Here is a 24,098-nt window from a genome sequence, read left to right as displayed (position 1 = left end):
AAATTTACACGATGCTTGTAGGACAATTCATCATAAAAAGAATCAATGACGAAGAAAAAGCTGAAAAATGCGACGCTACAGTTGTTTTTTGCGGCTTTACGGGATTATTCAACAATAAGCGGAACTTCAGGGTCGCCGTTGCGGTCCCGCCCGGGCCAGGCACTAGGGGAAATGGTATTCGGATGTTTTTAAACGGACCTGCCCACCCTTAATCTGAGGATTCTCATGTGCCAACGGAATTCTAACCCATTGGTTCCATGTCGCTTCCCAGCCCTTATCATGGCTTGCTCCTGATACATGGACGCATTGGGAGAGGGGCGAGCCAAGCGCCTGTTGGTACCTATCAGCCAAACTACCTGGAATAATCTGGTCTGCTTCTGCGATGAGATGACGCTGGGGTAATAAGGCGAGTCGATTACGAAAGTCCAGCGGATCCAGTGAACCGTCGAGTGGCGACAGTCCTTTCATCGTCGCCCATAGACGAGGACTGAGATTGCCAGCAAGGGTTTGCACCTGGGTAACATCATTGCGCTGCGCCGCTAACAATAATGCGAGAGCGGCGCCACCTGAATACCCCACCAGTTCGAACTCCCTGTTGCCATATCGCTGTTTTAATTGGTCCAGCGCCTGGCTGAGGCGGGTGACCACTTCCTGGGAGAATCGTCGATTGGTCCAGAGTGCTGATTGACAGTTTGCGGCCACGACGAACTGGCAGGGGCGTGCCAGGTACGCATTCGGTGTCGGATCATCGACCGCCAGCCGTGGCACTAACAGATTGTGCGGGCTCGGATCCAGGCTGGGTTGAGTGGCCGTCGCCCAGGAATGGCCATCGCCTTCCAGATAGACACGCAGGCGAGTTATCTTTTCTGTAGTTTGCGGCGCAAGTATGAGAAGGGGGAAGGCGTGTCCCGGCAGGACCTCCAATTGTCGGCCGTGCTCTTCAGCCAGTTGTTGCAGTGCCTCGCGCGGCGATTGGCAGGCGATGAGAAGCGCGCTGATCATCACCATCCAGATTTTATAGAAGCAGGCCGATGTCCGGCGACAGGGAAAGCATCTACTCATCGTATGTCACAACACGTCTTGGCAATGGGTGAAATTGTCTGGTGATGACAGAGTAGCGATGATTGGGCATCCGGCACTCATCGGCAGTCACTAGCATGAAACACCCTGAAGCCCGCTGGATTGCGGGCTTTTTTGTTTTTGGGTTCAGGCAGTTTCTAGGGCAAAGCGTCGCGTTTGGCGAAGATGCTCGCCATTTGCTCCGCATTCTCGGTCCCCCAAGTACATAGCGGGACGATTGCCTCGGCCAGGCTGCGACCGAGCGGAGTCAGTGCGTAGTCCACGCGCGGCGGCACCTCCTTGTAGTCGGTCCGCGCCAGCACGTGATCGGCTTCCAGGTCTTTCAACTGCTGGATCAGCACCTTGTCGCTGACGCCGGGGATCAAGCGCTTGAGCTCGCCGTAGCGCTTCGGGCCGTCGCGCAGAAAAAACAGGACCAGCGGTTTCCACTTGCCCGAGATGATGCGAAGCGTGGCGTTGAGCCCGCAGCCGGTGTCGCAGATTTCAGTAGATTGGGTCATTTTTTGGATACTTACCAAAAGGTGCATACTTGTCCTTAGGTTATCAGGGCTGCATCCTCGTTCTCAAGCAAACAGTTCCCTGCTTGCATATCACTCCAACGAAGGATGCACGACATGACCAGACTGAATGGAAAGACTGCGGTGATCACTGGCGGCGCTACCGGCATCGGCCGCGCCGCAGCAAAGCGCTTCATCGAGGAGGGCGCGTTTGTCTTTATCTTCGGCCGCCGACAGGAAGCGCTTGACGCCGCTGTGGCTGAGCTTGGGCCCAATGCCCGTGCGGTGAAGGGCTCGGTCTCCGACCAGGCCGACCTCGACCGACTCTACGCGGCGGTGAAGGCCGAGCGCGGAACCCTCGACGTCGTCTTCGCCAATGCCGGGGCGGGAAGCCCGCTTGCCCTTGGCGAGATCACCGCTGAGCACATCGACGAAATCTTCGAGACGAATGTGAAGGGCTTGATATTCACGGTGCAGAAGGTCCTGCCGCTGATGGGCGAGGGCGGTTCGATCATCCTGACCGGATCCAGTGCGGGCACCACGGGCGCCCCGGCATTCAGCGTCTACAGCGCGAGCAAGGCGGCAGTGCGCAATCTGGCGCGGACCTGGGCAGAGGACCTGAAGGGCAGCGGCATCCGAGTGAACGTGCTGTCGCCTGGGCCGACGGCGACCGAACTGGCGAAGGCGGCGCTGGGTGAGGACGGCATGAAGGTCTTCGCCTCGATGAATCCGCTCCAGCGTATGGCCGATCCGGCGGAGATCGGAGCGGTGGCCGCCTTTCTTGCATCGCCGGACAGCAGCTTCATGACCGCCAGCGAGGTCGCCGTCGACGGTGGCCTGGCGCAAATCTGACTCGTTGCGCCCGGGCGGTCACTCGGTTCGATCATTCGGAGCCCGTAGGGCGTGGTAAACCTGAGGAAAATATATGAGCTACGCAATTATTGGCTTCGGCAAGATCGGCCAGGCGCTCGCCAAGGCGTTCGCCCGAAGCGGCATCGAAGTCTGCGTTGCAACCACTCGCGAGCCGGAAAGCTTTGCCGCCGATGCGGCCGCGATCGGCCCCGAGATCATTCCCCAAACATTGGCGCAAGCCGTCAAGGTGGACGTTATCTTTTTGGCCGTCCGTTTCGAGTCGCACCGGGATGTCGCCAGGGCGCTTCCGACCTGGGAGGGCAAGACCCTCATCGATGTGACCAATGCCTACGGCGTGTCCCCTGAGGAGCTTAGAGGGCAACCGTCCTCCAAGGTCGTCGCGCAGACCTTCGTCGGTGCAAGACTGGTCAAGGGCTTCAACCATTTGGCCGCTGCCGTGCTTGGCCAGGATCCGGCCGTACAGGGTGGCAGGCGCGTCGTATTCCTGGCGAGCGACGATGACGATGCCGCAGCGGAGGTTGGCGCGCTTGCGGAAAATCTCGGTTTTTCGCCGATCAAGCTGGGCGGGCTTTCGGAAGGTGGGCTGCTTGTGCAGGCTCGCGGCAATAGCTGGGGTCAACTGATCTTCAAGGACTTGGTCAAGTTCGACTGATAAATCGTGAACGCAACCGTGGCGAGGGAGCGTGCTCTCTCGCCACAGCGTGGCTGTGTCACCAGGCGGTTCAGTCATCTTTCGCTACGATTCCCCGCCTCAACGGGCGTCGAGAAATACTTATCATCGAACGGCGAGATCCAAACGGGAGCTTCGCCGGCATGCCTCGCGAAACGCTGTCGCATAACGATGCTGAGGAACAGAACAATGGAATATACCTTTACCTTGAAATATCAGTTTGTTGAAGATAACCGTGACTCGGATGAGCTGGTCGAGCGATTGGGTGAAGCTGGCTGCGACGATGCTCTGGTAGGCATTGGTCAGTCTGGTCGGCTGGCGCTTGAATACACTCGTGATGCTCCAGATGCGGCGAAGGCAGTGCTTAGCGCTCTGGGTGACGTCCGTCGCGCGGTGCCGTCGGCCAAACTGATGCATTCGTGACGCAGTGGGCAACCAACGTCCCAACGGAAACTACGGCTTAGTCGAATCATTGAAGCATGTCGTCGCCGCCATTCAGGGCACCGCCGACTTCACCGCCGCGCCACATCCGAAAAATAAAACTTGTCCAGCGTATGCCGCGATTCGGTGTACTCGAACTGCCGGCCGTCCTGAAGAAAGGTCTGGTTACTCACCACGATCACATGGCTCTGGCCGTCGAGGTCCAGGTGTTGCTGGTCGTCCTTGCCGCAGCGGACTGCTTCGATAGTGCGCTGGGCGTAGGCGATTTGCAGGTGCAGGGTCTGTTCGATGAAGGCGTAGATCGACTGCACGGCGATGTCGCGGGTCAGGCCGGGGATCACGTCGCTGACGAAGTGGTTGATGTCCAGGATCACGCGCTTGCCGTCGATTCGCCGGACCCGCTTGATGCGGGTGATCGGGCTCCCGGCGGGGGCCTTGATGTGTTCGAGCAGCGCTCCTTCCAACGGCAACTGGCTGAACTCGACCACTTCGGTACTGACATCGTTGCCCAGGCGCGGGTAGGTCTCCTGGAAGCTGACGATGCCGCCGAGCTGGAATTCGATGGGCTGGGTCGACAGCACGAAGGTGCCCTTGCCATGGATCTTCTGGGCGAAGCCGCGCTCCTGGAGTTGTTCGATGGCCTTGCGCACCGTGCCACGGCTGGCCTGATAGCTGTCCATCAGTTCGGTTTCGGAGGGCAGACGAGCGCCTCGCTCCAGGCGTTCGGTGGTAATGCTGGTCAGCAGATCGTTGTAGATCTGGTTGTATTTGCTCATGGAGAGGGCTCTGTACCGCGCTGTTCACCGGGGCGGAACCTTACGGGCCAAGAGGGGGAGTTGTCCATTCGGCTGTCGTCATTTGACGACAGGAGCGTAGGACGTTTCCCGGTTTTCGGAGGCTTATCATAAACAAAAACAAAACTCGTCTGTACGAGTTGTTGATTTAACTCGTACAGACGAGTAATTTCTCTTCCACGTGCTGTCGACTCTCAATAACAAGAATGACGCGGAAGAAAAAAGCATGAGCCACGATTACTCCAAAATCGCCAGCGAGCTGCTGCAAAGCTTGGGTGGCGTCGACAATATCGAGCAGGCTGCCCATTGCGTGACGCGCCTGCGCCTGTCCCTCAAGGACGCGGCCCGGGTGGACAGTGCCACGCTGAACCAGATCGACCTGGTCAAGGGTTCGTTTTTTACCGGTGGCCTGTTCCAGGTGGTCATCGGCCCGGGCGAGGTGGAAAAGGTCTATGCCGCCCTGCGCGAGCTGACGGGCCTGGCCGCCGCGACCATTGCCGACGTCAAGCGCCAGGGCGCGCAGAAGGGCAACGGCATGCAGCGCCTGGTGCGGGTACTGTCCGATGTCTTCATGCCCATCCTGCCTGCGCTGGTGATCGCCGGCCTGCTGATGGGCGTCAACAACCTGTTGGGCGCCAAGGGCATGTTCATTGCCGGGCAGACGTTGCTCGATGCCTATCCGAACCTGGATGGCGTCTGGAGCCTGATCAACCTCATGGCCAATACCTCCTTCGTCTTTCTCCCGGCCCTGGTGGGCTGGTCGGCGGCCAAGCGTTTCGGCGGCAGTGAGATCCTTGGCATCGTGCTGGGCCTGATGCTCGTCCACCCGGACCTGCTCAACGCCTGGAACTACGGCAAGGCCGTGGCGGGGCTGGAAGGCCAGAGCCTGCCGTACTTCGACATCTTCGGCTGGTTCCGGATCGAGAAAGTCGGCTACCAGGGGCAGATCCTGCCGATCCTGCTGGCGGCCTATGTCATGAGCGTGATCGAGCGATGGTTGCGGGCCAGGGTGCCCAACGCCATCCAGTTGCTCGTGATCCCCATCACCACCATCGTAATCACCGGTGTACTGGCCCTTGCCATCATCGGTCCGGTCACCCGGCACCTGGGCATCCTGATTACCGAAGGCATGGTGGCGCTGTTCGACCTGGCGCCGGTGATTGGCGGGGCGATTTTCGGCCTGCTCTATGCGCCGCTGGTGGTGACCGGCATGCACCACATGTTCCTGGCGGTGGACCTGCAATTGATCTCGACCCAGGGTGGCACCTTCATCTGGCCGATGATCGTCATGTCCAACCTGGCCCAGGGCAGCGCGGCGCTGGCGGTGTTCTACATGACCCGTAATGCGCGGGACAAGAGCATGGCGTCCACGTCGGCGATTTCCGCTTATTTCGGCATCACCGAGCCGGCAATGTTCGGCGTCAACCTGCGCTACAAATTCCCTTTCTATTGCGCGCTGGCCGGCTCGGCCCTGGGCTGCATTTTCCTGTCGCTGAACAAGATCAAGGCCTCGGCGATTGGCGTCGGGGGCCTGCCGGGTTTCATTTCGATCGTGCCCGATTACATACCGATGTTCGTGGTCGGCATGGTCATCGCCATGAGCGTGCCCTTTGCCCTGACCTGCGCGTTGAGCATGAAGATCGTCCGGCCAGGGTATCGGGTGGCCTGACACCTGTGGGAGCCGGGCTTGCCCGCGATAAGGCCCGCAGGGCCAGTACCAAACAGAACGAAGGAATTTCGCCATGCAAGACTGGCAACGCTCAGTGATCTACCAGATTTATCCAAAAAGTTTCTACAGCCATGGCGGCCAGGCCACCGGTGATTTGCGAGGGGTGGTGGACAAGCTCGACTACCTGCACTGGCTGGGTGTGGATTTCCTGTGGCTGACACCGTTCCTGCGTTCGCCGCAACGGGACAACGGCTATGACATCAGCGACTACTACGCCATCGACCCCAGCTACGGCACCATGGCCGATTGCGAATTATTGATTACCGAAGCGAGCAAGCGCGGTATCAAGCTGATGCTCGACATCGTGGTCAATCACACCTCCATCGAGCATCCCTGGTTCCAGGCCGCCCGCAGCAGCCTCGACAACCCGTACCGCGATTTCTATATCTGGCGGGACCAGCCGAACAACTGGGAATCCAAGTTCGGCGGCTCGGCCTGGGAGTACGAAGCGCAGACCGGCCAGTATTACCTGCACCTGTTCGACCACACCCAGGCCGACCTGAACTGGGACAACCCCCAGGTGCGCGCCGAAGTGTTCAAGATGATGCGTTTCTGGCGGGACAAGGGGGTGGGGGGCTTTCGTCTCGATGTGATCAACCTGATCTCCAAGCCGGCCGACTTCCCTGACGATCATACCGATGGCCGGCGTTTTTATACCGACGGTCCCAACGTGCATCGCTACCTGCAGGAAATGCATCGGGAAGTCTTCGAGGGGTTCGACCTGATCAACGTCGGCGAGATGTCGTCCACCAGCCTTGAACACTGTGTTCGTTATTCGTGTCCGGCGTCCCGTGAACTGTCGATGACGTTCAATTTCCATCACTTGAAGGTGGACTACCCGAACCTGCAAAAGTGGGTGCGGGCCGACTTCGATTTTCTCGAACTCAAACGCATCCTGTCCGACTGGCAAGTCGGCATGCAGGCCGGTGACGGTTGGAATGCGCTGTTCTGGTGTAACCATGACCAGCCGCGGGTGGTGTCGCGGTTCGGTGATGACGGCGAGTACCGCGAGCCTTCGGCGAAGATGCTCGCCACGGCGTTGCACTTTCTCCAGGGCACCCCGTTCGTGTACCAGGGCGAGGAGTTGGGGATGACCAATCCGGGCTTCGAGCACATCGAGCAGTATCGCGATGTGGAAACCCTGAACATCTATCGTCTCAAGCGCAACGCCGGGGTGTCGGAGGCCGACGCCATGGCGCCGATCATGCAGAAATCCCGTGACAACGGGCGCACGCCGATGCAGTGGAATGCCGGGCCGAACGCGGGTTTCAGCCGGGCCGAACCCTGGATCGGCGTGCCCGCCAACGCCGCGTTCATCAACGTCGAGCAGCAACAGCAAGACCCGACCTCGGTGCTGCATTACTACCGTCAATTGATCGCCCTGCGCCGCAGCGAAGCCTTGATCCAGGACGGCGTCTACCGCCTGCTATTGCCCGAACATCCACACGTGTGGGCGTACCTGCGCGAAGGGCAAGGCGAGCGCCTGTTGGTGGTCAGCCATTTTTCTGGAGGCGACTGCGAGGTGGAACTGCCCGAAGGGGTCCTCACCCATGATACGAAACAACGCTGGGTGATCGGCAACTACGAGGCCGGCGAACACCGATACCGACGGCTGCGCTTGCGGCCTTACGAGTCGTTTGTGTTGCACCTGAGCGACTGAATAAAAACTTCCCCCTGACCCAGGCAATGCCTGACAGCGAACACGTTGCGCCAGACGCATCGTGGGCCCTTTGCCGTCAGCCAAATGGCGGCTAAGGGGGGGAAGTCATGGAGCAAAAAAAACAATAAGAAATAATGGAGAGGCATATGAAAACAATAATAAACCGTGGCCTTGCCGCGTCCTGTATCTGCCTGGCGCTGCCGTTCCCGGTTCAGGCCCTGGAGTTTTCCGGTTATCTGCGCAGCGGCGTCGGCAGCGCGACCAATGGCCGTTCACAATCCTGCTTCCAGTTGCCCGGGGCGCAGACTAAATATCGGTTGGGCAATGAATGCGAGCAGTACGGGGAACTGGAACTGCGCCAGGATCTTTTCACCCTCGACGATGGCTCGGTGTTGAGCGTGGACGGCATGGCGTCGCTGTACAACCGCTATGACCGCACGCCGACTTTCCAGGGTGAAAACGGCTCGGCACGCATGCCGCAGATGTATGCCCAATGGTCGAACATGCCCAGCCTGAACGGCGGGTCGCTGTGGGCCGGTCGGCGTTACTACAAACGTAACGACATCCATATCTCGGATTTCTACTACTGGAACCAGAGTGCTACCGGTGGCGGGATCGAGGACGTGCTGATCGGCGGGTTGAAATACAGCTACGCCTTCTCGCGCAAGGACAACCTCTACCAGAAAGACCCGGTCAACCGGCATGACTTCAACGTCGCCGGTTTCAAGGCCAACCCCGGTGGCGAGTTGGAGTTTGGCCTGAGCTTCATCGACCGGGCGGACCGTCGCGACGCCCATCGCGGCTGGGCCTTGACCGCCCAGCATGTGCAACAGGACTTCCTGGGTGGGAAGAATAAACTGGCCTTGCAATATGGCGAGGGGCCCGGCACCGGGCTGGGTTATACCGGCGACACTGGATTGGACGACAGCAACAAGAGTTATCGTCTGGTGGAGTTTTTCGATTGGCAGGTCACGCCACGTTTCGGCGGGCAGGTGCAAGCGGTGTACCAGAAGGACATCCGCCCCGATGATGCTGACCAGGACTGGCTGTCGTTGGGGGTTCGCCCGGCATACGCCATCACCGATCAGTTCAAGCTGGTGGCCGAACTGGGCCATGACCAGGTTCAGGCCAGCGATGGAACTCGCAAGCTGAGCAAATTCACCTTTGCGCCCACCTGGTCGCCCAAGGGCCCGGAATTCTGGGCTCGCCCGGAAATACGCCTCTACTACACCTACGCCAGTTGGAACGAGGCGGCCAAGCGTGCTGCCAATGAACTGGCAGCCGGTTCGGCGCTGTCGGACACCGGTGTATTTGGCGGTGCGCGGCATGGTTCCAACGTGGGCCTGCAAGTCGAATACTGGTGGAAATGACCCGTCTAGCGCGGGTCGCTGATCTCTGCGTGCTCGCGATGCCAAAAAGAACAGACAGCAGCAGGTGAGGTCTCATGAACACAACGCAACCTTTGCAATTGCTCGCACCGCTGTCCGGGGTCTTGATGCCCTTGGACAGCGTGCCGGATCCAGTCTTCTCCAGCCGAGTAGTGGGGGATGGCATCTGCATCGATCCGACCTCGCAGACCCTTTGCGCACCGCTGTCCGGTGTCATCGGCACGCTTCAGGACAGCGCCCATGCGGTGAGTGTTACCGCTGATAACGGCGTCCAGGTGCTGATGCATATTGGCCTGGACACGGTCAATCTGGCGGGCAAGGGGTTCACCTCGCGGGTGACCATGGGGCAACGGGTCGAGGCCGGCCAGCCGCTGATCGATTTCGATGCCGATTACATCGCCCTGCATGCGCGCAGCCTGTTGACGCTGATGCTGGTGGTCAGCGGTGAACCCTTCAGCCTGCTCGGGGACGGGGCGAGCTGTATCGAGAGTGGTGCTCCGTTGTTGCGTGTGTGCCCAGCGGAACAGGGGCCTGTCGACGAGGCGCAGCAGGGCTCGGTGCTGTTTTCCAAGCCGCTGATCGTGCCCAATGAAAGTGGCCTGCATGCCCGTCCTGCCGCGGTGTTCGCCCAGGTGGCCAAGGGGTTTGATGCCAATATCCAACTGCATAAGCAGCAAGCCGGCGCCAATGCCAAATCACTGGTCGCGATCATGGCGTTGCAGACGGCCAAGGGCGACAGTGTGCAGATCAGCGCCGCCGGCCCTCAGGCCGGACAGGCCATCGAAGCGTTGGAACATTTGCTGTTGTCGGGGTGCGGCGAAACGGTGCAAGCGCCGCTGACGCCGGCGCCGACCGTCACCGACGAGCCATCGATACCTGGCCGGCTGCGGGGTGTCTGTGCGTCGCCCGGTTCGGCGTTTGGTGAAGTGGTCCAGGTCGCCTCCCAAGTGTTGGAAATCGAGGAGAAGGGGGCCGGCATCGAGGTTGAGCAGGCCGCCCTGGATCAAGGGCTGGAGCAAGCGACGCAAGCCTTGAAGGCGTTGCAGGACGAGGCGGCGGGCAGCGTTCAGGCGCAGATTTTTCGCGCCCATCAAGAGTTGCTGGAAGACCCCACCTTGCTGGAGCAGGCCCAAGCCTTGATCACCGAGGGCAAGAGCGCGGCATTCGCCTGGAGGACCGCTACCGAGGCGAGCGCTGCGCTGTTCCAGCAATTGGGTAGCGCTTTGCTGGCCGAGCGCGCAGCGGACCTGGCCGACGTCGGGCAACGGGTGCTCAAGCTGATCCTGGGGGTTCAGGACAACGCCTGGAACCTGCCCGAACGGGCGATCCTGGTGGCCGAGCAACTGACGCCCTCCCAGACCGCCAGCCTCGACACTTCACGCATCGCCGGTTTCGTCACCGTGGGTGGCGGCGCCACCAGCCATGTCGCGATCCTCGCCCGTGCGCTGGGCCTGCCCTCGCTGTGTGGCGTGGCGCACTCCGTGTTGGCCCTGGAGAACGGTACCCGGGTGTTGCTGGACGCCGACAATGGCAAACTGCACGTGAACCCGGATCAAGCCCTGGTCGAGCAATTCCAGGCCACTCGTGACCGGCAGCACGAGCGGCATCAGCGTGACCTCGAACAATCGGCCCTGGCGGCTCGCACCCTTGATGGTCATCGAGTCGAGGTCAGTGCCAATGTCGGGTCGCTGCGGGACGTGGAGCAGGCCATGAGCCTGGGCGGCGAAGGTGTCGGGCTGTTGCGCTCCGAACTGCTTTACCTGGATCGCGCACACCCTCCTGGCCATGACGAGCAAGCGGCCCTGTACAGCGCCGTCGCCCGGACCCTGGGGCCGGAGCGCAATCTGGTGGTACGTACCCTGGATGTGGGCGGGGACAAACCGCTGGCCTATGTGCCGATGGCTCATGAGGCCAATCCATTCCTCGGCATGCGCGGTATTCGCCTGTGCCTGGAGCGCCCCCAGTTGTTGCGTGAACAGTTCCGGGCCATTCTCGCCTGTTCGGGGCTGGCGCGGCTGCACATCATGCTGCCCATGGTCACGCAACTGGCAGAGCTGCGCCTTGCGCGACAGATGCTGGACGAAGAGGTCCGCCATCTGGGACTCAAACAGGCGCCGAAGCTGGGCATCATGATCGAAGTGCCGGCGGCGGCGCTGATGGCTGACCTGTTTGCCCCAGAAGTCGATTTCTTCTCCATCGGCACCAACGACCTGACCCAATACACCCTGGCCATGGACCGTGATCACCCACGCCTGGCCAGCCAGGCCGACAGCCTGCATCCCTCTGTGTTGCGCCTGATCGCCCGTACGGCCGAGGCCGCCCGTGCCCATGGCAAATGGGTCGGGGTGTGTGGTGCGCTGGCATCGGAACCCCTGGCGGTGCCGGTGTTGCTGGGGTTGGGCGTGGATGAGCTATCGGTCAGTGTGCCGCTGATTCCAGCGATCAAGGCCAGCGTGCGTGAATGGAACCTTAGCGAGTGCCGTACGCTGGCCCAACAGGCCCTGGGCCAGGAAAGCGCCGAGCAGGTGCGTGACCTCCTGCGTACTCATTCATCCACGGCCACCCCGGCCACCCTGGCCATGGAGCATTGAACATGTTAGACAAACTGCAACAGGCATTCTGGAAAGCCCTGACCCCGGACCTGGTGCCGGAAGAGCCCAAGCGACCGGCCTCGGTAGATGGGCTGGCGCCGGCCATCATCGCTGCGTTGGGCGGTGCGGAAAACCTCAAGACCCATCAGCCCGTGGCACTGACGCGGCTGCGGGTGGAACTGCGGGATGTGGCGCGGATCGATCAGATGGGCTTGAGTGCCGCCGGTGTGGCAGGCGTGATGACGCTGGACAACGGTGTGGTGCATCTGATCACTGGCTTGCGAGGCTGAACCGAAGCTGGCACACCGCGAAAACGATTCTGGGGCTGCTGCGCAGCCCAACGGGATAAATCCCCTCGCCACGGGGGAACGATCGACGCCCAGGCTCTGCACAAAGTCGGGTTTTAAATTGTGCTTAAATGCCAACTTCCCCATCGTTGCTCTTGGCTTGTCCACGTTTGTCCGTCGCTCTCTGCAAGTGAATGCGCAAAGCTGTCGGCCGCTCACAACAAGACTGCAAACTTCCATCCCAAGAACACCGTGCCGACAAACTCAGAAACGGTGTCACTGCCCTTATGTTCAAACGCATCCTGTCCGCTCTGAGCGGCAAGAAATCCAGCACGTCGACACCGGTTTCTTCCGCGCACACTGACGCGCCACCGCCCCAGCCGGACGAGAGTGAGTTGATCACGGTCTACGACAGCTACGGCCGTGAGATGCAGATCACCCGCAACGAGTGGCGCAACAATGTCTTCCTGCCAAACCTGCGAGAGAAATGGAATTCTGCCGACGAACTCTACAGCCTGATTATCTCGGGTTTGAATGATGGTTTTGTCGCTGACTTGATCCCGGCCGCGGCACAACTGGTCGAGATCGACAGCAATCCCGAGCGCAGCCATGTCATCCAGGGCATTGTGCTGCTGGAGAACGGCCAACTCGCTGCCGCCGAGAACGCGCTGCGCACGGGGATGGCGAAAGTGGGCGCGACAGGCACCTTGCTGACCAACCTGGCCAAGGTCTTCAGCGACCGAGGCGAGCAGGCGCTTGCCGACGAAACGCTTTGGCACGCGGTTCAAGCCGACCCGAATCAAGAGAATGGCCTGTTGTGGTGGGCGGCCATTCAGCGGGAAAAGGCCGGCGAGGCGGGTTATCTCGAGGCGCTGCGTACCGTGGCTGCGTTGCCCGGCAGTTGGCGTGCGCCCTTGTGGTTGGCGCGTCATTGCCTGGAACAGAAGGACGTCGAATCGGCACGTGTGTTTTACACGCAGGTGCTGACGGCGGGCACGTTCGACGGCAGCGCGCTGATGATGATCTCGGGCGACTTGGGTAACAACGGCCAGATTCCACTGATCATCGAGTTGGTCGAGCCCGCCTACGATGAGCACAAACACGACCCCATGGCCGGTATCAACTTGCTGCGCGCCTATCAGGAACTTGGCCAAGCGGCCGAAGGCGAGGCGCTGCTCGCCCGCCTGTATGCCCTGGGTTTTGCGCCGATCAAAAGCCAGCTCGACCAGTTTGCCCAAGCCTTCCAGCAAATGCACAAGCAGGACGCCCAAGGCGTGCCGGTGGATCCTGAAAGCCTGCAGTTCGCGACGTTGGCATTGAGCCAGCCGATCTGGCACTACGGTTTGCGCAACGCCGATTGGTTCTTCGCGCAGAAACTGGAAGGGGCATCGGAAATCGGTTTCTTCGCGCTGTCCAAAAGCACAGACGGGGCAGAACGCGCCGAATCGCAACGGGAGGATGAACTGGGACGCTTCTCGCGCGCGATTCCTCTATACCTGGCCGAAGCCGTGCACTACTGGAGCGACCATGTAGGCACTTGCTATATCCAAATCGTGGAAGGCGGCGGCCCGGTGCTATCGGGGTGTGAGGCCGACGGCCAAGCGCTTTTCGATATCGTGCCGCCGACGATGAAGTCCTTCATCACCGGCGAGATCGGCTGTTCGGGTGAGGGTGATCAAGCCCAATGGCAGCTTTCCCTGAGCCTCTGGGACTGCGCGACCCGCACCAGGCAAACTACCGAAAGCGGCAGCGCGGTGAAGGCTGATATCGGTGCGCTGGTACTCGACCTTGAGCAGCGCTTGCTTGCGCGCATTGGCCTGAGGCGCGAGACGCCCGTGGATTCGTTCTACCTGCATCCCACCGCCGAGGTCCTGCCGGTCTACCTGACCGAACTGGGCCAGGCCTTCATGTTGACGCTGCTGGCGAACGGCCGCATGCCTAAATCCGCGATGTGGGGGGAGCGTGCCATGCTCGATTGGCCGCTCAACATGGCCCTTCATTGGCCCACGGTGGAAGTCGCCAAGCTGATGTACATCTCCGGGCTGGGTAAGGCCCACGATTACCAGTCGGACGTACTCGCCGAATACAAGGAGCGCAGCCTGCAGTGGCTGCGCGAGTTGGAGCAGGCGGGCAACCCTGCATCGCGCTTGGCGCCGTTGATATGGAAGGTGTTCGGTATGCAGGTGGAGCTACAGGCTTACCTGCGCCACCTGCCTGACGATACCAGTGCTGCGCACAAGGCCTGGCTGGAGCGGGTGAGCGAGGCTGGATGATCGACAAGTCGCTCGGAGACGGCCCAGGCGACTGACGGCATGGGTTGGCCGGTGTGCATTACAGGCGCGTTCTATACTCCTGGCACCCATTACGGCGACAGCCACGCCGCAACAAGGAGCCAGCCATGAACGACACCCAACGACTCGCCGCCTTGCGCATGGTTTTGATCGTTGTCGGCCTGATCGCCATCTTCGCGTTCTGGCCGCTGATGAACCTGTGGCCGTCTGGCTGGGCGTGGCACAGCGGCCATTCCCACTATCCGCTGATGATTGCCGGAATCTACGCCACCCTCGGTGTGTTCCTGCTGATGGCGTCGCGCGATCCGATGAAACACCTGAGCCTGATCTGGTTCACGGTATGGTCGAGCATCGTGCACGGCGCGATCATGGCCGTGCAGTCCTTCGACGTCGAGATGGATGGGACCCGGCATATGGGGCATTTACTCGGCGATGTGCCGGCGCTGTTCATTGCCGCGGCGGCGCTGGCTTTTTTCATGCCACGCGGTAACCCGACGCACTAGCGGCTTCGAGTGGGGCGATGGTGCTCTCTTCCGGATCTCGAGCATTTCGGCACAATTGTCGAGCGTTTCGGCACACTGACCATTTGGCGTTCAACCTAGACTCTGGCTTCATTTTCAGCCTCAAACGGAGTCGCGATGAACATCAGATCAATCCTGCCTGCACTTTCCTTGGCTGTGACATTCAGTGGATACGCCGCCGACTTTTCACTGTCCAGCCAGGACATTGCCGACAATCGCCCATTGACCCAGCGGGAAGTGTTTCAAGGCTTCGGTTGCGAAGGCGGCAACACCTCGCCGCAGCTTTCCTGGATAAACGCCCCCACCGGCACTAAAAGCTACGCGATCACGGTCTACGATCCCGATGCGCCGACGGGGAGCGGTTGGTGGCATTGGACGGTCTTTAACCTGCCCGCTTCTGTCCATAGCCTGCCAAGAGGGGCAGGGCCAAGTTTGCCTGCCGGTGCAGTTCAAGGGCGAACTGACTTTGGTCAATCCGAGTTTGGCGGCGCCTGTCCTCCAGTAGGGGATAAACCCCATCGCTATCAATTCACCGTATGGGCATTGAAAGTCGATAAGCTAGCGCTCGACAACCAGGCCAGCGGGGCGTTGGTAGGGTACATGCTCAATGCCAACGCCTTGGCCAAAGCGACCATTACTTCAACTTACGGACGTTAAACACGATGCACCCTTGTGAGGGCATACAGCACCGGGAGAGCATTATCGATGCGTGTGTCATTCGGGCGCGCCAGCCCCTGACCTTGTCAAGGGTGCCGGTGTTCGTGACGACTTTGTGTCGAGTGCGCCAAGGGGAAAAGCTGTTGCAGTGGGATGGCCGGGAGATGCGCGCCGGGCCGCAACATCTGATACTGATGCCGGCCGGGCGCGAGTTGGGTCTCTCAAACCTGCCCGGTCCCCAGGGTCACTACATCGCCGATGCGGTGACCTTTCCCGCCTCGACATTGCGCAGCTTCAGCAGCCGTTATAGCCAGCAGATCATGAGCCGTCGCGGTGTACTGAAGAGCGATCTATGCGTCCGCCTGGACAGGCACACGACCCAGGCATGGGATCAGTTGCTGACTGCCATCAGGGATGACGCCCCCCAGGTATTACGCACACATTATGGGGAAGCGGTTCTCCTGGGCCTGTGCCTTGGCGGCCAACTCGGCCCCTTGCTGATGGGGCGCAACGATCCACTTTGCGAGCGTGTGCAGCAGTTGGTAATGGGCAGCCCGGAGAGAGACTGGACGGTGGCGGACGTCGCACAACACCTGAACCTGGGGGAGTCGACGTTGCGTCGCCAGTTGGCGAATGAGGAGGACAGTTTCCGCAATATTCTGGAGGGCGTTCGATTGGCGACCGCGTTGCAATGGCTGCAGACCACTTCTCGGCCGATCGGTGAAATTGCCGGGGCCTGTGGTTACGCCTCGGCCTCACGTTTTGCAGTGCGCTTCCGCTCACGCTATGGGCTGTCGCCACGTGAATTGCGGGACGGGATTTAAGCTTTCCGGAGGTCACCTTTGGAACACAGGGGTGGTACCAACATCAAGCGCCCGAGATGTCGAAACCCTGAAAGTTGAGCTGATAGGGACTGAGAAGACCTGTGGATAATTTCTATAGGTTTTTTCATTTTTGCAGCCCTTACCGTTTCTCATCTGCGGGTGTATCGTATTCGCCTTTTGCGGGCCCAACGGTTCGCCGCGGATTCAATAGGTGGTTGCGTTCATGTCCTTTACCCGTCGCCAAATACTCGGTGGCCTGGCCGGTCTTGTTGTCGTTGGCGTGGGTGCGGGAGGTGCGTCACGGTATTGGTTGGGCAAGCGCGCCGATGCCGAGGCCGGTCATGACTATGAATTGATCGCCGCACCGCTGGACGTCGAGCTGGTAGCCGGGCACAAGACCCAGGCCTGGGCGTTTGGCCCCTCGGCGCCGGGCACCGAGCTGCGAGTGCGCCAGGGCGAATGGTTGCGGGTACGCTTCATCAATCACCTGCCGGTCGCCACCACCATTCATTGGCACGGGATCCGTTTGCCGCTGGAGATGGACGGCGTGCCGTACGTCTCGCAATTGCCGGTGCTGCCGGGCGAGTATTTCGATTACAAGTTCCGTGTGCCAGACGCCGGCAGCTATTGGTATCACCCTCACGTCAACAGCAGCGAAGAGCTTGGGCGTGGGCTGGTGGGACCGTTGATCATCGAAGAGCGTGAGCCCACCGGCTTCAAATACGAGCAGACCCTGAGTCTCAAGAGCTGGCATGTGGACGAGCAGGGCGAGTTCGTCGCATTCAGCATTCCCCGTGAAGCGGCGCGTGGTGGCACGGCCGGCCGGCTGGCGACCATCAACGGCGTGGCGCAAGCGGTGATTGACCTGCCGGCCGGGCAGATCACCCGGTTGCGCTTGCTCAACCTGGACAACACCCTGACGTATCGCATCAACATCCCAGGCGTAGAAGCGCAGATCTATGCGCTGGACGGCAACCCCATCGAACCGCGCCCGTTGGGCAAGGAATACTGGCTCGGCCCGGGCATGCGCATTTGCCTGGCGATCAAGGCACCGCCAGCCGGTGAAGAGTTGTCGTTGCGCAATGGCCCGGTGCGCCTGGGCACCCTGCGTTCGGTGCCTAACAGTGACGCGCCGAGCCAATGGCCGCCGGCGCTGCCGCCCAACCCGGTGTCGGAGCCGGACCTGGCCAATGCGGAAAAACTCAACTTCAATTTCGAATGGGTCGGCTCGGTGTCGGTCAATGTCGACAATGGCAAGCCGCCGAGCCTGTGGCAGATCAACGGCAAGGCCTGGGACATCACCGACAAGACCTGCGCCGACCGGCCGATCGCCACGCTGAAGAAAGGCCAGAGCTACATTTTCGAATTGAAGAACATGACCCAGTACCAGCACCCGATCCATTTGCACGGCATGAGTTTCAAGGTTATCGCGTCGAACCGGCACAAGGTCGTGCCGTATTTCACCGACACTTACCTGCTGGGCAAGAACGAGCGGGCGCAGGTGGCGCTGGTGGCGGATAATCCAGGCGTGTGGATGTTCCACTGCCATGTGATCGACCACATGGAAACCGGCCTGATGGCCGCCATCGAGGTGGCTTGATGCGCCAGATTCGCCCTGCCAGGATCATCGACCGCAGCCGTGACCAGGACTTCATGCGCGAAGCCTTGGCCCTCGCCGCACAAGGCGCAGTCCTGGGCGAAGTGCCGGTGGGCGCAGTGCTGGTGCAGGACGGCGAGATCATCGGGCGCGGCTTCAACTGCCCCATCAGCGGCCACGACCCCAGTGCCCATGCGGAAATGGTCGCCATCCGCGCCGCCGCCCAGGCGGTGAGCAACTATCGCCTGCCCGGCAGCACGCTGTATGTGACACTGGAACCGTGCAGCATGTGCGCCGGCCTGATCGTCCATTCGCGTATCGCCCGGGTCGTCTACGGCGCCCTGGAGCCCAAGGCTGGCATCGTGCAGAGCCAGGGGCAGTTCTTCAGCCAGGGTTTCCTGAACCATCGGGTGATGTTCGAGGGCGGGGTGTTGGCCGAGGAATGCAGCACGGTGTTGAGTGAGTTCTTCAAGGCCCGAAGAGCCAAGCCCTCAGACTGACACCGTCCCCCCTGTGGGAGTGAACCTTTGTGGGAGCAAGGGCTTGCTCCCACAAAGGAGTTTTGTGGTGCTTGGGCGATTTACTTGCGCGCCACAATCACCGCCCGCATCGGCGCCGGCAGCCCTTCGATGGTTTTGCTGTGGTCGGCGGGGTCGAGGAAGTCGCTCAGCGACTGATACTTCATCCACTCGGTACTGCGCTGTTCCTCTACGGTGGTCAGGCTCACGTCCACGCAACGCACATCGCTGAACCCGGCGCGGCGCAGCCAGCGCTCCAGGGCCGGGACCGACGGCAGGAACCACACGTTGCGCATCTGCGCGTAGCGGTCCTCGGGCACCAGCACCTGGTGTTCGTCGCCCTCGATCACCAGGGTTTCCAGCACCAGTTCGCCGCCCTTGACCAGGCAGTCCTTCAAGGCCAGCAGGTGCTCGATCGGCGAGCGCCGGTGGTAGAACACGCCCATGGAGAACACCGTGTCGAAACCTTCCAGCTCCGCTGGCAGGGCCTCGAACGGGAACGGCAGGTGCCAGGCGTTGGGCTGCGACAGGTAGCGCTGCACCGCCTGGAACTGGCAGAAGAACAGCCAGTTGGGGTCGACGCCGATCACCGTGTCAGCTCCGGCGCCGAGCATTCGCCACATGTAATAGCCGTTGCCGCAGCCCACATCGAGGATGCGCTTGCCTTTCAGGTCCAGGTGCGGGGCCACCCGTGACCACTTCCAGTCCGAGCGCCATTCGGTGTCCACGTGCACGCCAAACAGGTCGAAAGGTCCTTTGCGCCATGGCGACAGGCCCATCAACGCGGTACGCATTTGCGCACGGGTTTCGTCGGAACACTCGGTGTCGAGCGTCAGGCCGTTCAGCAGGTCGACCGTGGTGGGTTGCAAGGCCGGTAGCGCATCGAGTGCGCTTTGCCAACGCTCCAGATCGCCATGGCCCTTTTCCATCTTGTTGTCGAGTTGCGTCTGCAGCGTCGCGGCCCAATCGGCCAGGGGCGTGCCGGCCAGATGGCGGGCGAGGGGGGACAGATCAATCATGGCAGGGCAATCAACGAGGCGAAGTTAAGACACTGGAACCACGGCACGACTTTCGAGAACCCGGCCGCCAGCAGGCGTTCGCGGTGTTCTTCGAGGCTGTCGGGCTTCATGACGTTTTCGATGGCGCTGCGTTTCTGGGCAATTTCCAGCTCGCTATAGCCGTTGGCGCGCTTGAACGCCACGTGCAGGTCGGTGAGCAGGGCGTGTTCCTCGGCATCGTTGAAACGCAACTTTTCCGACAGGATCAGGGCGCCACCGGGCAGCAAGGACTGGCGAATGCGGCTCAACAGCGCGGTGCGCTGGTCCGGCGCGATGAATTGCAGGGTGAAGTTCAGTGCCACCACCGAGGCCGGCTGGAACGTCAGGGCGAGGATGTCGCCTTCGATCACTTCCACCGGCAGCAGCTCCTGGAACATCGAGTCCTGGCCGTTGAGGTATTCGCGGCAGCGCTCGACCATGGCCGCCGAGTTATCCACAGCGATTACCCGGCAACCGTCGGTGCGCACGTGGCGGCGCAGGGCCTGGGTCACGGCGCCCAGGGACGAGCCCAGGTCGTAGAGCACGCTATTGGGCTGGGCGAATTGCGCGGCGAGCACGCCGAGGTTTTCGACGATGGTCGGGTAGCCCGGCACCGAACGCTTGATCATGTCCGGAAACACCCTCACCACGTCCTCGTTGAAGGCGAAGTCCGGCACTTGGGCCAGGGGTTGGGCGAATAGGCGATCGGGGTCTTTGCTCACGGCGGTTCCAGCGGCATGGGTGGTGAAAAGGCCGGCATTTTAACCAAAAAAACTGTGGGAGCGAGCTTTGTGGGAGCAAGCCTTGCTCCCACAGACCTTGCTCCCACATTTATCTTTGTTCAGTGCCGCTTTTGGATAAACGCCGACGCCGTAATCCCCCATTGGCCCAGCCAATAACTGACGATGATCAGGTAAGGCGCGGCATGGAAGGGCTGCACGAACCGGTTGATGCCGATCAGGCTGTCGGAGAACACAAACGCCAGTGCCCCGGCGGCGGCCAGCCAGGCCGAGCGTTTCGGCACGCCGCTGCCCAGCCGCGCCAACGCTCGCCAAAGCATGGCGCTGATGGCCAGGCCGTAGACAATCACCGGCACCAGCAACGGCCCGAGGCCGTTCGAGACCAGAATCCCCAATAGCACCGCGCCGATGCCCAAGGCCAGGGCCAATGGCAGCAGTGCCGGGCGGCGGCAGTCGCTGAGGTAGGCTTTCAGGTAGGCCAGGTGCGCCAGCAGAAACGCGCCGAGGCCGAACACGAACAGATCCCCCGGCCAGGCCAGCAACACATCACCCACCAGCGAAAAAATCAGCCCGAGGCTGATCCAGCGCCGATAGTCACTGGGCGGCGCATCGTGCAGCCAGCCGAGCAGGGCCAGGACCGGCATGGGCTTGACCAGCAGGCACAAGAGTGTGGCGTGCACGCTCAGGCCGTACAGGTAGGTGGCTGCGCCCATCAGTGCAAGGATCAGCCAGCCCACGGTCAATTCACCGAAATGGCGCAGTCAAAGGTTTCCACGGGCGGCACTTCCGGGGCCCAGGGCTGTTGATAAGTCAGGCGCAAGCGCCCGGTGCCGGTACTGAACGCTTGGAAGCGCCAGGTCGAGACACCCGCGGCGCCAACAATGCCGGCGTCTTCAGGATTGCGATAAACCTCCGGACCCAAGCCTTTGAGCACGCCACCGGCCGAATCCTGGATCGCCCAGCGATAACCGGTGGTGGGGTTGCTGGGCAAGCTCAGGATCAGGTTCTGCCCGTTATTGAGCCTTACCGGGCACTGGCTCAGTTTTTCCACGGTCACGTTGTTGCCGGTTTGCGTGGCGCAGGCGCTCAGCAGGGCGAGGCTGAGGGGGACGAGCAGGCGGGTGAGGGACATAAGGGTGGTGGCTCCGGCATTTACGACGAACGGCGAGCATAACCGAAGATGCTACTGGGTGTGTCAGCTGGGCATATGTTGTTGCTGATGCCGCTATCGCGAGCAAGCTCGCTCCCACAGGGGATTTGTGGTGTTCACAGCATTTGTGATCCACACCAAACCCTGTGGGAGCGAGCTTGCTCGCGATGAGGCCGGTACAAGCCGCTAGAGGAACATCAGAACAACACCTTGGCCACATCCGCAAACCGCTTGGCAAAGTGCACCGTAACGCCTTCCTTGAGGTAGTCCGGCAGTTCTTCGAAGTTGCCCCGGTTGGCTTCCGGCAGGATCAGCTCGTTGATTTTCTGCCGCCGCGCCGCGATGACCTTCTCGCGCACCCCGCCAATCGGCAGGACGTGCCCGGTGAGGGTCAGTTCGCCGGTCATGGCCACGCCTTTTTTCGGCGGCTGGTTGCGGGCCAGGGACAGCAAGGCGCTGGCCATGGTCACGCCGGCGCTCGGTCCGTCCTTGGGCGTGGCGCCTTCCGGGACGTGCAGGTGAACGAAGGCCTCGTCAAAGAACTTCGGATCGCCACCAAATTGCTTCAGGTGCGAACTGACATAGCTATGGGCGATTTCCGCCGACTCCTTCATCACGTCCCCCAGTTGCCCGGTCAGCTTGAAGCCGCGATTGAGGGTGTGGATGCGCGTCGCCTCGATCGGCAAGGTCGCGCCGCCCATGCTGGTCCAGGCCAGGCCGGTGATCACGCCGATGCCGGACAACACCTGCTCGTTGCGAAATACCGGTTTGCCCAGGGAGGCTTCGAGGTCCTTCGGCCCGAGCTTGATCACGGCCTTGGGGTCGTCGATCAGCTTCATCACCGCCTTGCGCACCAGTTTGCCCAGCTGTTTCTCCAGCTGTCGCACCCCGGCTTCACGGGCATAACCGTCGATCAGGGCCTTGAGGGCGTTGTCGTTGATACTCAGGCTGCCCTTGGACACGCCAGCCTTGGCCAGTTGCTTGGGCCACAAGTGACGCTTGGCGATGGCGACTTTTTCTTCGGTGATGTAGCCCGACAGGCGGATCACTTCCATCCGGTCCAGCAGCGGGCCGGGGATCGAGTCCAGGGTGTTGGCGGTGCAGACGAAGAGCACTTTCGACAGGTCCAGGCGCAGGTCCAGGTAGTGGTCGAGGAATTCGACGTTCTGCTCCGGGTCGAGGGTCTCCAGCAGGGCCGAGGCCGGGTCGCCCTGGTAGCTCTGGCCCATCTTGTCGATCTCGTCGAGCATGATCACCGGGTTCATCACTTCGACATCTTTCAGCGCCTGCACCAGCTTGCCCGGCTGGGCGCCGATGTAGGTGCGCCGATGGCCCTTGATCTCGGCTTCGTCGCGCATGCCGCCGAGGCTGAAGCGGTAGAACGGCCGCCCCAGGGATTCGGCGATGGATTTGCCGACGCTGGTCTTGCCCACGCCCGGCGGGCCGACCAGCAGTACGATGGAGCCGCTGATCTCGCCTTTGTAGGCGCCGACGGCGAGGAACTCCAGGATGCGGTCCTTGATGTCGTCCAGGCCGGCGTGGTGCTGGTCGAGCACCTTGCGCGCGTGCTTGAGGTCAAGCTTGTCCTGGCCATACACGCCCCACGGCACCGAGGTTGCCCAATCCAGGTAATTGCGGGTGACGGCATATTCCGGCGAACCGGTTTCCAGGATCGAGAGTTTGTTCATTTCCTCTTCGATGCGCTTCTGTGCCTGGGCCGGCAGCACCTTGCCTTCGAGCCGCTGCTCGAACTGTTCGATATCGGCGCTGCGGTCGTCCTTGGTCAGCCCCAGCTCCTGCTGGATGACCTTGAGCTGCTCCTTGAGGAAGAACTCGCGCTGATGTTCGCCGATCTTGTTGTTGACCTCGGCGGAAATCTCTTTCTGCAGCCGCGCCACTTCGACTTCCTTGCGCAGCATCGGCAGGACTTTTTCCATGCGCTTGAGCATGGGCACGCAGTCGAGCACTTCCTGCAGCTCATTGCCGGTAGCGGAGGTGAGCGCAGCGGCAAAGTCGGTCAGTGGCGAAGGGTCGTTGGGGCTGAAGCGGTTGAGGTAGTTCTTCAGCTCTTCGCTGTACAGCGGGTTGAGCGGCAGCAGTTCCTTGATCGCGTTGATCAGCGCCATGCCGTAGGCCTTGACCTCGTCGGTCGGCTCACTCGGCTGGTGTGGATATTCGACTTCCACCAGGTACGGTGGGCGATGGTGCTTGAGCCAGGTGCGGATACGCACGCGGGTCAGGCCCTGGGCGACGAATTGCAGTTTGCCGCCTTCCCGGCTGGCGTGGTGCACCTTCACCAGCGTGCCATACAGCGGCAGTTTCGAGGTGTCGAAATGACGCGGGTCTTCCTGGGGCGAGTCCATGAAGAACAGCGCCAGGGAGTGATGGTCGGACTTGGCCACCAGCTCCAGGGTCTCGGCCCACGGTTCTTCGTTGACGATGACCGGCAACACCTGGGCTGGGAAGAACGGACGATTGTGGATCGGGATGATGTAGACCTTGTCCGGCAAGTTCTGGCCAGGCAGGGCCAGGCCGGTGCCGGAGGAGGTGTGTTCGATGTGTTCGGAGTCAGCGTATTCGTTGGTGGCTTCGGTAGAGTGCTGGTCGCTCATGGGGCACCTGCGCAATGGAGTATGGGTCTTAGATGGGGCAGGTGGGGGGTGGTTTCAATGGCGGGTGATTGTTAGCGGTTATTTCATTGACCGGTTTTGCCCCGTAGGAACTGCCGAGCGAAGCCAGGCTGCGATCTTTCC

General features: G+C 61.2%; 21 protein-coding genes and 1 pseudogene. 14 read left to right on the top strand and 8 right to left on the bottom strand.

Annotated features, from left to right (window positions below; translation table 11 throughout):
• Window positions 1–162 precede the first annotated feature (162 nt).
• A complete protein-coding gene (locus tag AB4O22_RS21520) occupies window positions 163–1,002 on the bottom strand; it encodes an alpha/beta hydrolase (RefSeq protein WP_223470871.1) in 840 nt (279 codons plus the stop codon).
• 215 nt (window positions 1,003–1,217) lie between these two features.
• On the bottom strand, window positions 1,218–1,580 hold the full coding sequence (locus tag AB4O22_RS21515) for a winged helix-turn-helix transcriptional regulator (RefSeq protein ID WP_460097104.1): 363 nt from the start codon (window positions 1,578–1,580) through the stop codon (window positions 1,218–1,220).
• Between the two features lie 114 nt (window positions 1,581–1,694).
• Between AB4O22_RS21515 and AB4O22_RS21510 the strand changes: the two genes are divergently transcribed.
• From AB4O22_RS21510 to AB4O22_RS21500, 3 genes and pseudogenes are all read left to right on the top strand, one after another.
• Window positions 1,695–2,429, top strand: a complete 735-nt coding sequence (locus tag AB4O22_RS21510; RefSeq protein ID WP_460097102.1) for an SDR family NAD(P)-dependent oxidoreductase — start codon at window positions 1,695–1,697, stop codon at window positions 2,427–2,429.
• A 73-nt stretch (window positions 2,430–2,502) separates the two neighbouring features.
• On the top strand, window positions 2,503–3,102 hold the full coding sequence (locus AB4O22_RS21505) for an NADPH-dependent F420 reductase (RefSeq protein WP_460097101.1): 600 nt from the start codon (window positions 2,503–2,505) through the stop codon (window positions 3,100–3,102).
• A 207-nt stretch (window positions 3,103–3,309) separates the two neighbouring features.
• Window positions 3,310–3,534 (top strand): annotated as a pseudogene (locus tag AB4O22_RS21500) (helix-turn-helix transcriptional regulator); the annotation flags it as partial.
• Window positions 3,535–3,632: 98 nt separating this feature from the next.
• Here the strand turns inward: AB4O22_RS21500 and treR are convergent.
• On the bottom strand, window positions 3,633–4,337 hold the full coding sequence (treR, locus tag AB4O22_RS21495) for a trehalose operon repressor (RefSeq protein ID WP_057448412.1): 705 nt from the start codon (window positions 4,335–4,337) through the stop codon (window positions 3,633–3,635).
• 244 nt (window positions 4,338–4,581) lie between these two features.
• Between treR and treP the strand changes: the two genes are divergently transcribed.
• The 11 genes from treP to tadA all read left to right on the top strand — a co-directional run bounded on the left by treP (window position 4,582) and on the right by tadA (window position 18,400).
• Complete coding sequence (gene treP, locus AB4O22_RS21490; RefSeq protein WP_057448411.1) at window positions 4,582–6,024, top strand: PTS system trehalose-specific EIIBC component; 1,443 nt, start codon at window positions 4,582–4,584, stop codon at window positions 6,022–6,024.
• Between the two features lie 73 nt (window positions 6,025–6,097).
• Window positions 6,098–7,744 (top strand): alpha,alpha-phosphotrehalase, encoded by a 1,647-nt coding sequence (gene treC, locus AB4O22_RS21485; RefSeq protein WP_460097099.1) that lies wholly within the window; start codon window positions 6,098–6,100, stop codon window positions 7,742–7,744.
• A gap of 146 nt (window positions 7,745–7,890) precedes the next feature.
• On the top strand, window positions 7,891–9,114 hold the full coding sequence (locus AB4O22_RS21480) for a carbohydrate porin (protein ID WP_460097098.1): 1,224 nt from the start codon (window positions 7,891–7,893) through the stop codon (window positions 9,112–9,114).
• Window positions 9,115–9,188: 74 nt separating this feature from the next.
• Complete coding sequence (gene ptsP, locus AB4O22_RS21475; RefSeq protein ID WP_460097096.1) at window positions 9,189–11,723, top strand: phosphoenolpyruvate--protein phosphotransferase; 2,535 nt, start codon at window positions 9,189–9,191, stop codon at window positions 11,721–11,723.
• A 2-nt stretch (window positions 11,724–11,725) separates the two neighbouring features.
• Window positions 11,726–12,013, top strand: coding sequence for a PTS transporter subunit EIIB (locus tag AB4O22_RS21470; RefSeq protein ID WP_460097095.1), 288 nt, complete (start codon window positions 11,726–11,728; stop codon window positions 12,011–12,013).
• A 284-nt stretch (window positions 12,014–12,297) separates the two neighbouring features.
• On the top strand, window positions 12,298–14,283 hold the full coding sequence (locus AB4O22_RS21465) for a tetratricopeptide repeat protein (protein ID WP_223470859.1): 1,986 nt from the start codon (window positions 12,298–12,300) through the stop codon (window positions 14,281–14,283).
• Between the two features lie 125 nt (window positions 14,284–14,408).
• Window positions 14,409–14,804, top strand: a complete 396-nt coding sequence (locus tag AB4O22_RS21460) for a DUF6632 domain-containing protein (protein ID WP_223470857.1) — start codon at window positions 14,409–14,411, stop codon at window positions 14,802–14,804.
• Window positions 14,805–14,939: 135 nt separating this feature from the next.
• On the top strand, window positions 14,940–15,479 hold the full coding sequence (locus AB4O22_RS21455) for a kinase inhibitor (protein ID WP_053161926.1): 540 nt from the start codon (window positions 14,940–14,942) through the stop codon (window positions 15,477–15,479).
• A 5-nt stretch (window positions 15,480–15,484) separates the two neighbouring features.
• Window positions 15,485–16,303: a helix-turn-helix transcriptional regulator gene (locus tag AB4O22_RS21450; RefSeq protein WP_460097093.1), complete on the top strand. Its 819-nt coding sequence runs from the start codon at window positions 15,485–15,487 to the stop codon at window positions 16,301–16,303.
• Window positions 16,304–16,526: 223 nt separating this feature from the next.
• Window positions 16,527–17,903, top strand: coding sequence for a multicopper oxidase family protein (locus tag AB4O22_RS21445; RefSeq protein ID WP_223470853.1), 1,377 nt, complete (start codon window positions 16,527–16,529; stop codon window positions 17,901–17,903).
• Window positions 17,903–18,400: a tRNA adenosine(34) deaminase TadA gene (gene tadA, locus AB4O22_RS21440; protein ID WP_223470852.1), complete on the top strand. Its 498-nt coding sequence runs from the start codon at window positions 17,903–17,905 to the stop codon at window positions 18,398–18,400. The genes AB4O22_RS21445 and tadA overlap by 1 nt, the downstream gene beginning before the upstream one ends.
• Before the next feature lie 80 nt (window positions 18,401–18,480).
• Here tadA and cmoB read toward each other — a convergent pair whose 3' ends face one another.
• The 5 genes from cmoB to lon form a co-directional block, all read right to left on the bottom strand.
• A complete protein-coding gene (cmoB, locus tag AB4O22_RS21435; protein WP_460097091.1) occupies window positions 18,481–19,437 on the bottom strand; it encodes a tRNA 5-methoxyuridine(34)/uridine 5-oxyacetic acid(34) synthase CmoB in 957 nt (318 codons plus the stop codon).
• On the bottom strand, window positions 19,434–20,177 hold the full coding sequence (cmoA, locus tag AB4O22_RS21430; RefSeq protein ID WP_003198073.1) for a carboxy-S-adenosyl-L-methionine synthase CmoA: 744 nt from the start codon (window positions 20,175–20,177) through the stop codon (window positions 19,434–19,436). Before cmoA ends, cmoB begins: the two co-directional genes overlap by 4 nt.
• A 119-nt stretch (window positions 20,178–20,296) precedes the next feature.
• Window positions 20,297–20,932, bottom strand: a complete 636-nt coding sequence (locus AB4O22_RS21425) for a lysoplasmalogenase (RefSeq protein WP_003198074.1) — start codon at window positions 20,930–20,932, stop codon at window positions 20,297–20,299.
• Window positions 20,933–20,934: 2 nt separating this feature from the next.
• Window positions 20,935–21,327, bottom strand: a complete 393-nt coding sequence (locus AB4O22_RS21420) for a protease inhibitor I42 family protein (RefSeq protein ID WP_003198077.1) — start codon at window positions 21,325–21,327, stop codon at window positions 20,935–20,937.
• A gap of 215 nt (window positions 21,328–21,542) precedes the next feature.
• Entirely contained in the window at window positions 21,543–23,957 is a 2,415-nt protein-coding gene (gene lon, locus AB4O22_RS21415; protein WP_305442851.1) for an endopeptidase La, read from the bottom strand.
• Window positions 23,958–24,098 lie beyond the last annotated feature (141 nt).

This window comes from Pseudomonas sp. S3_B11 (assembly GCF_054667715.1).
The sequence above is the reverse complement of the archived record's forward strand: the minus strand, read 5'-3'. Positions and strand labels throughout refer to the sequence as shown.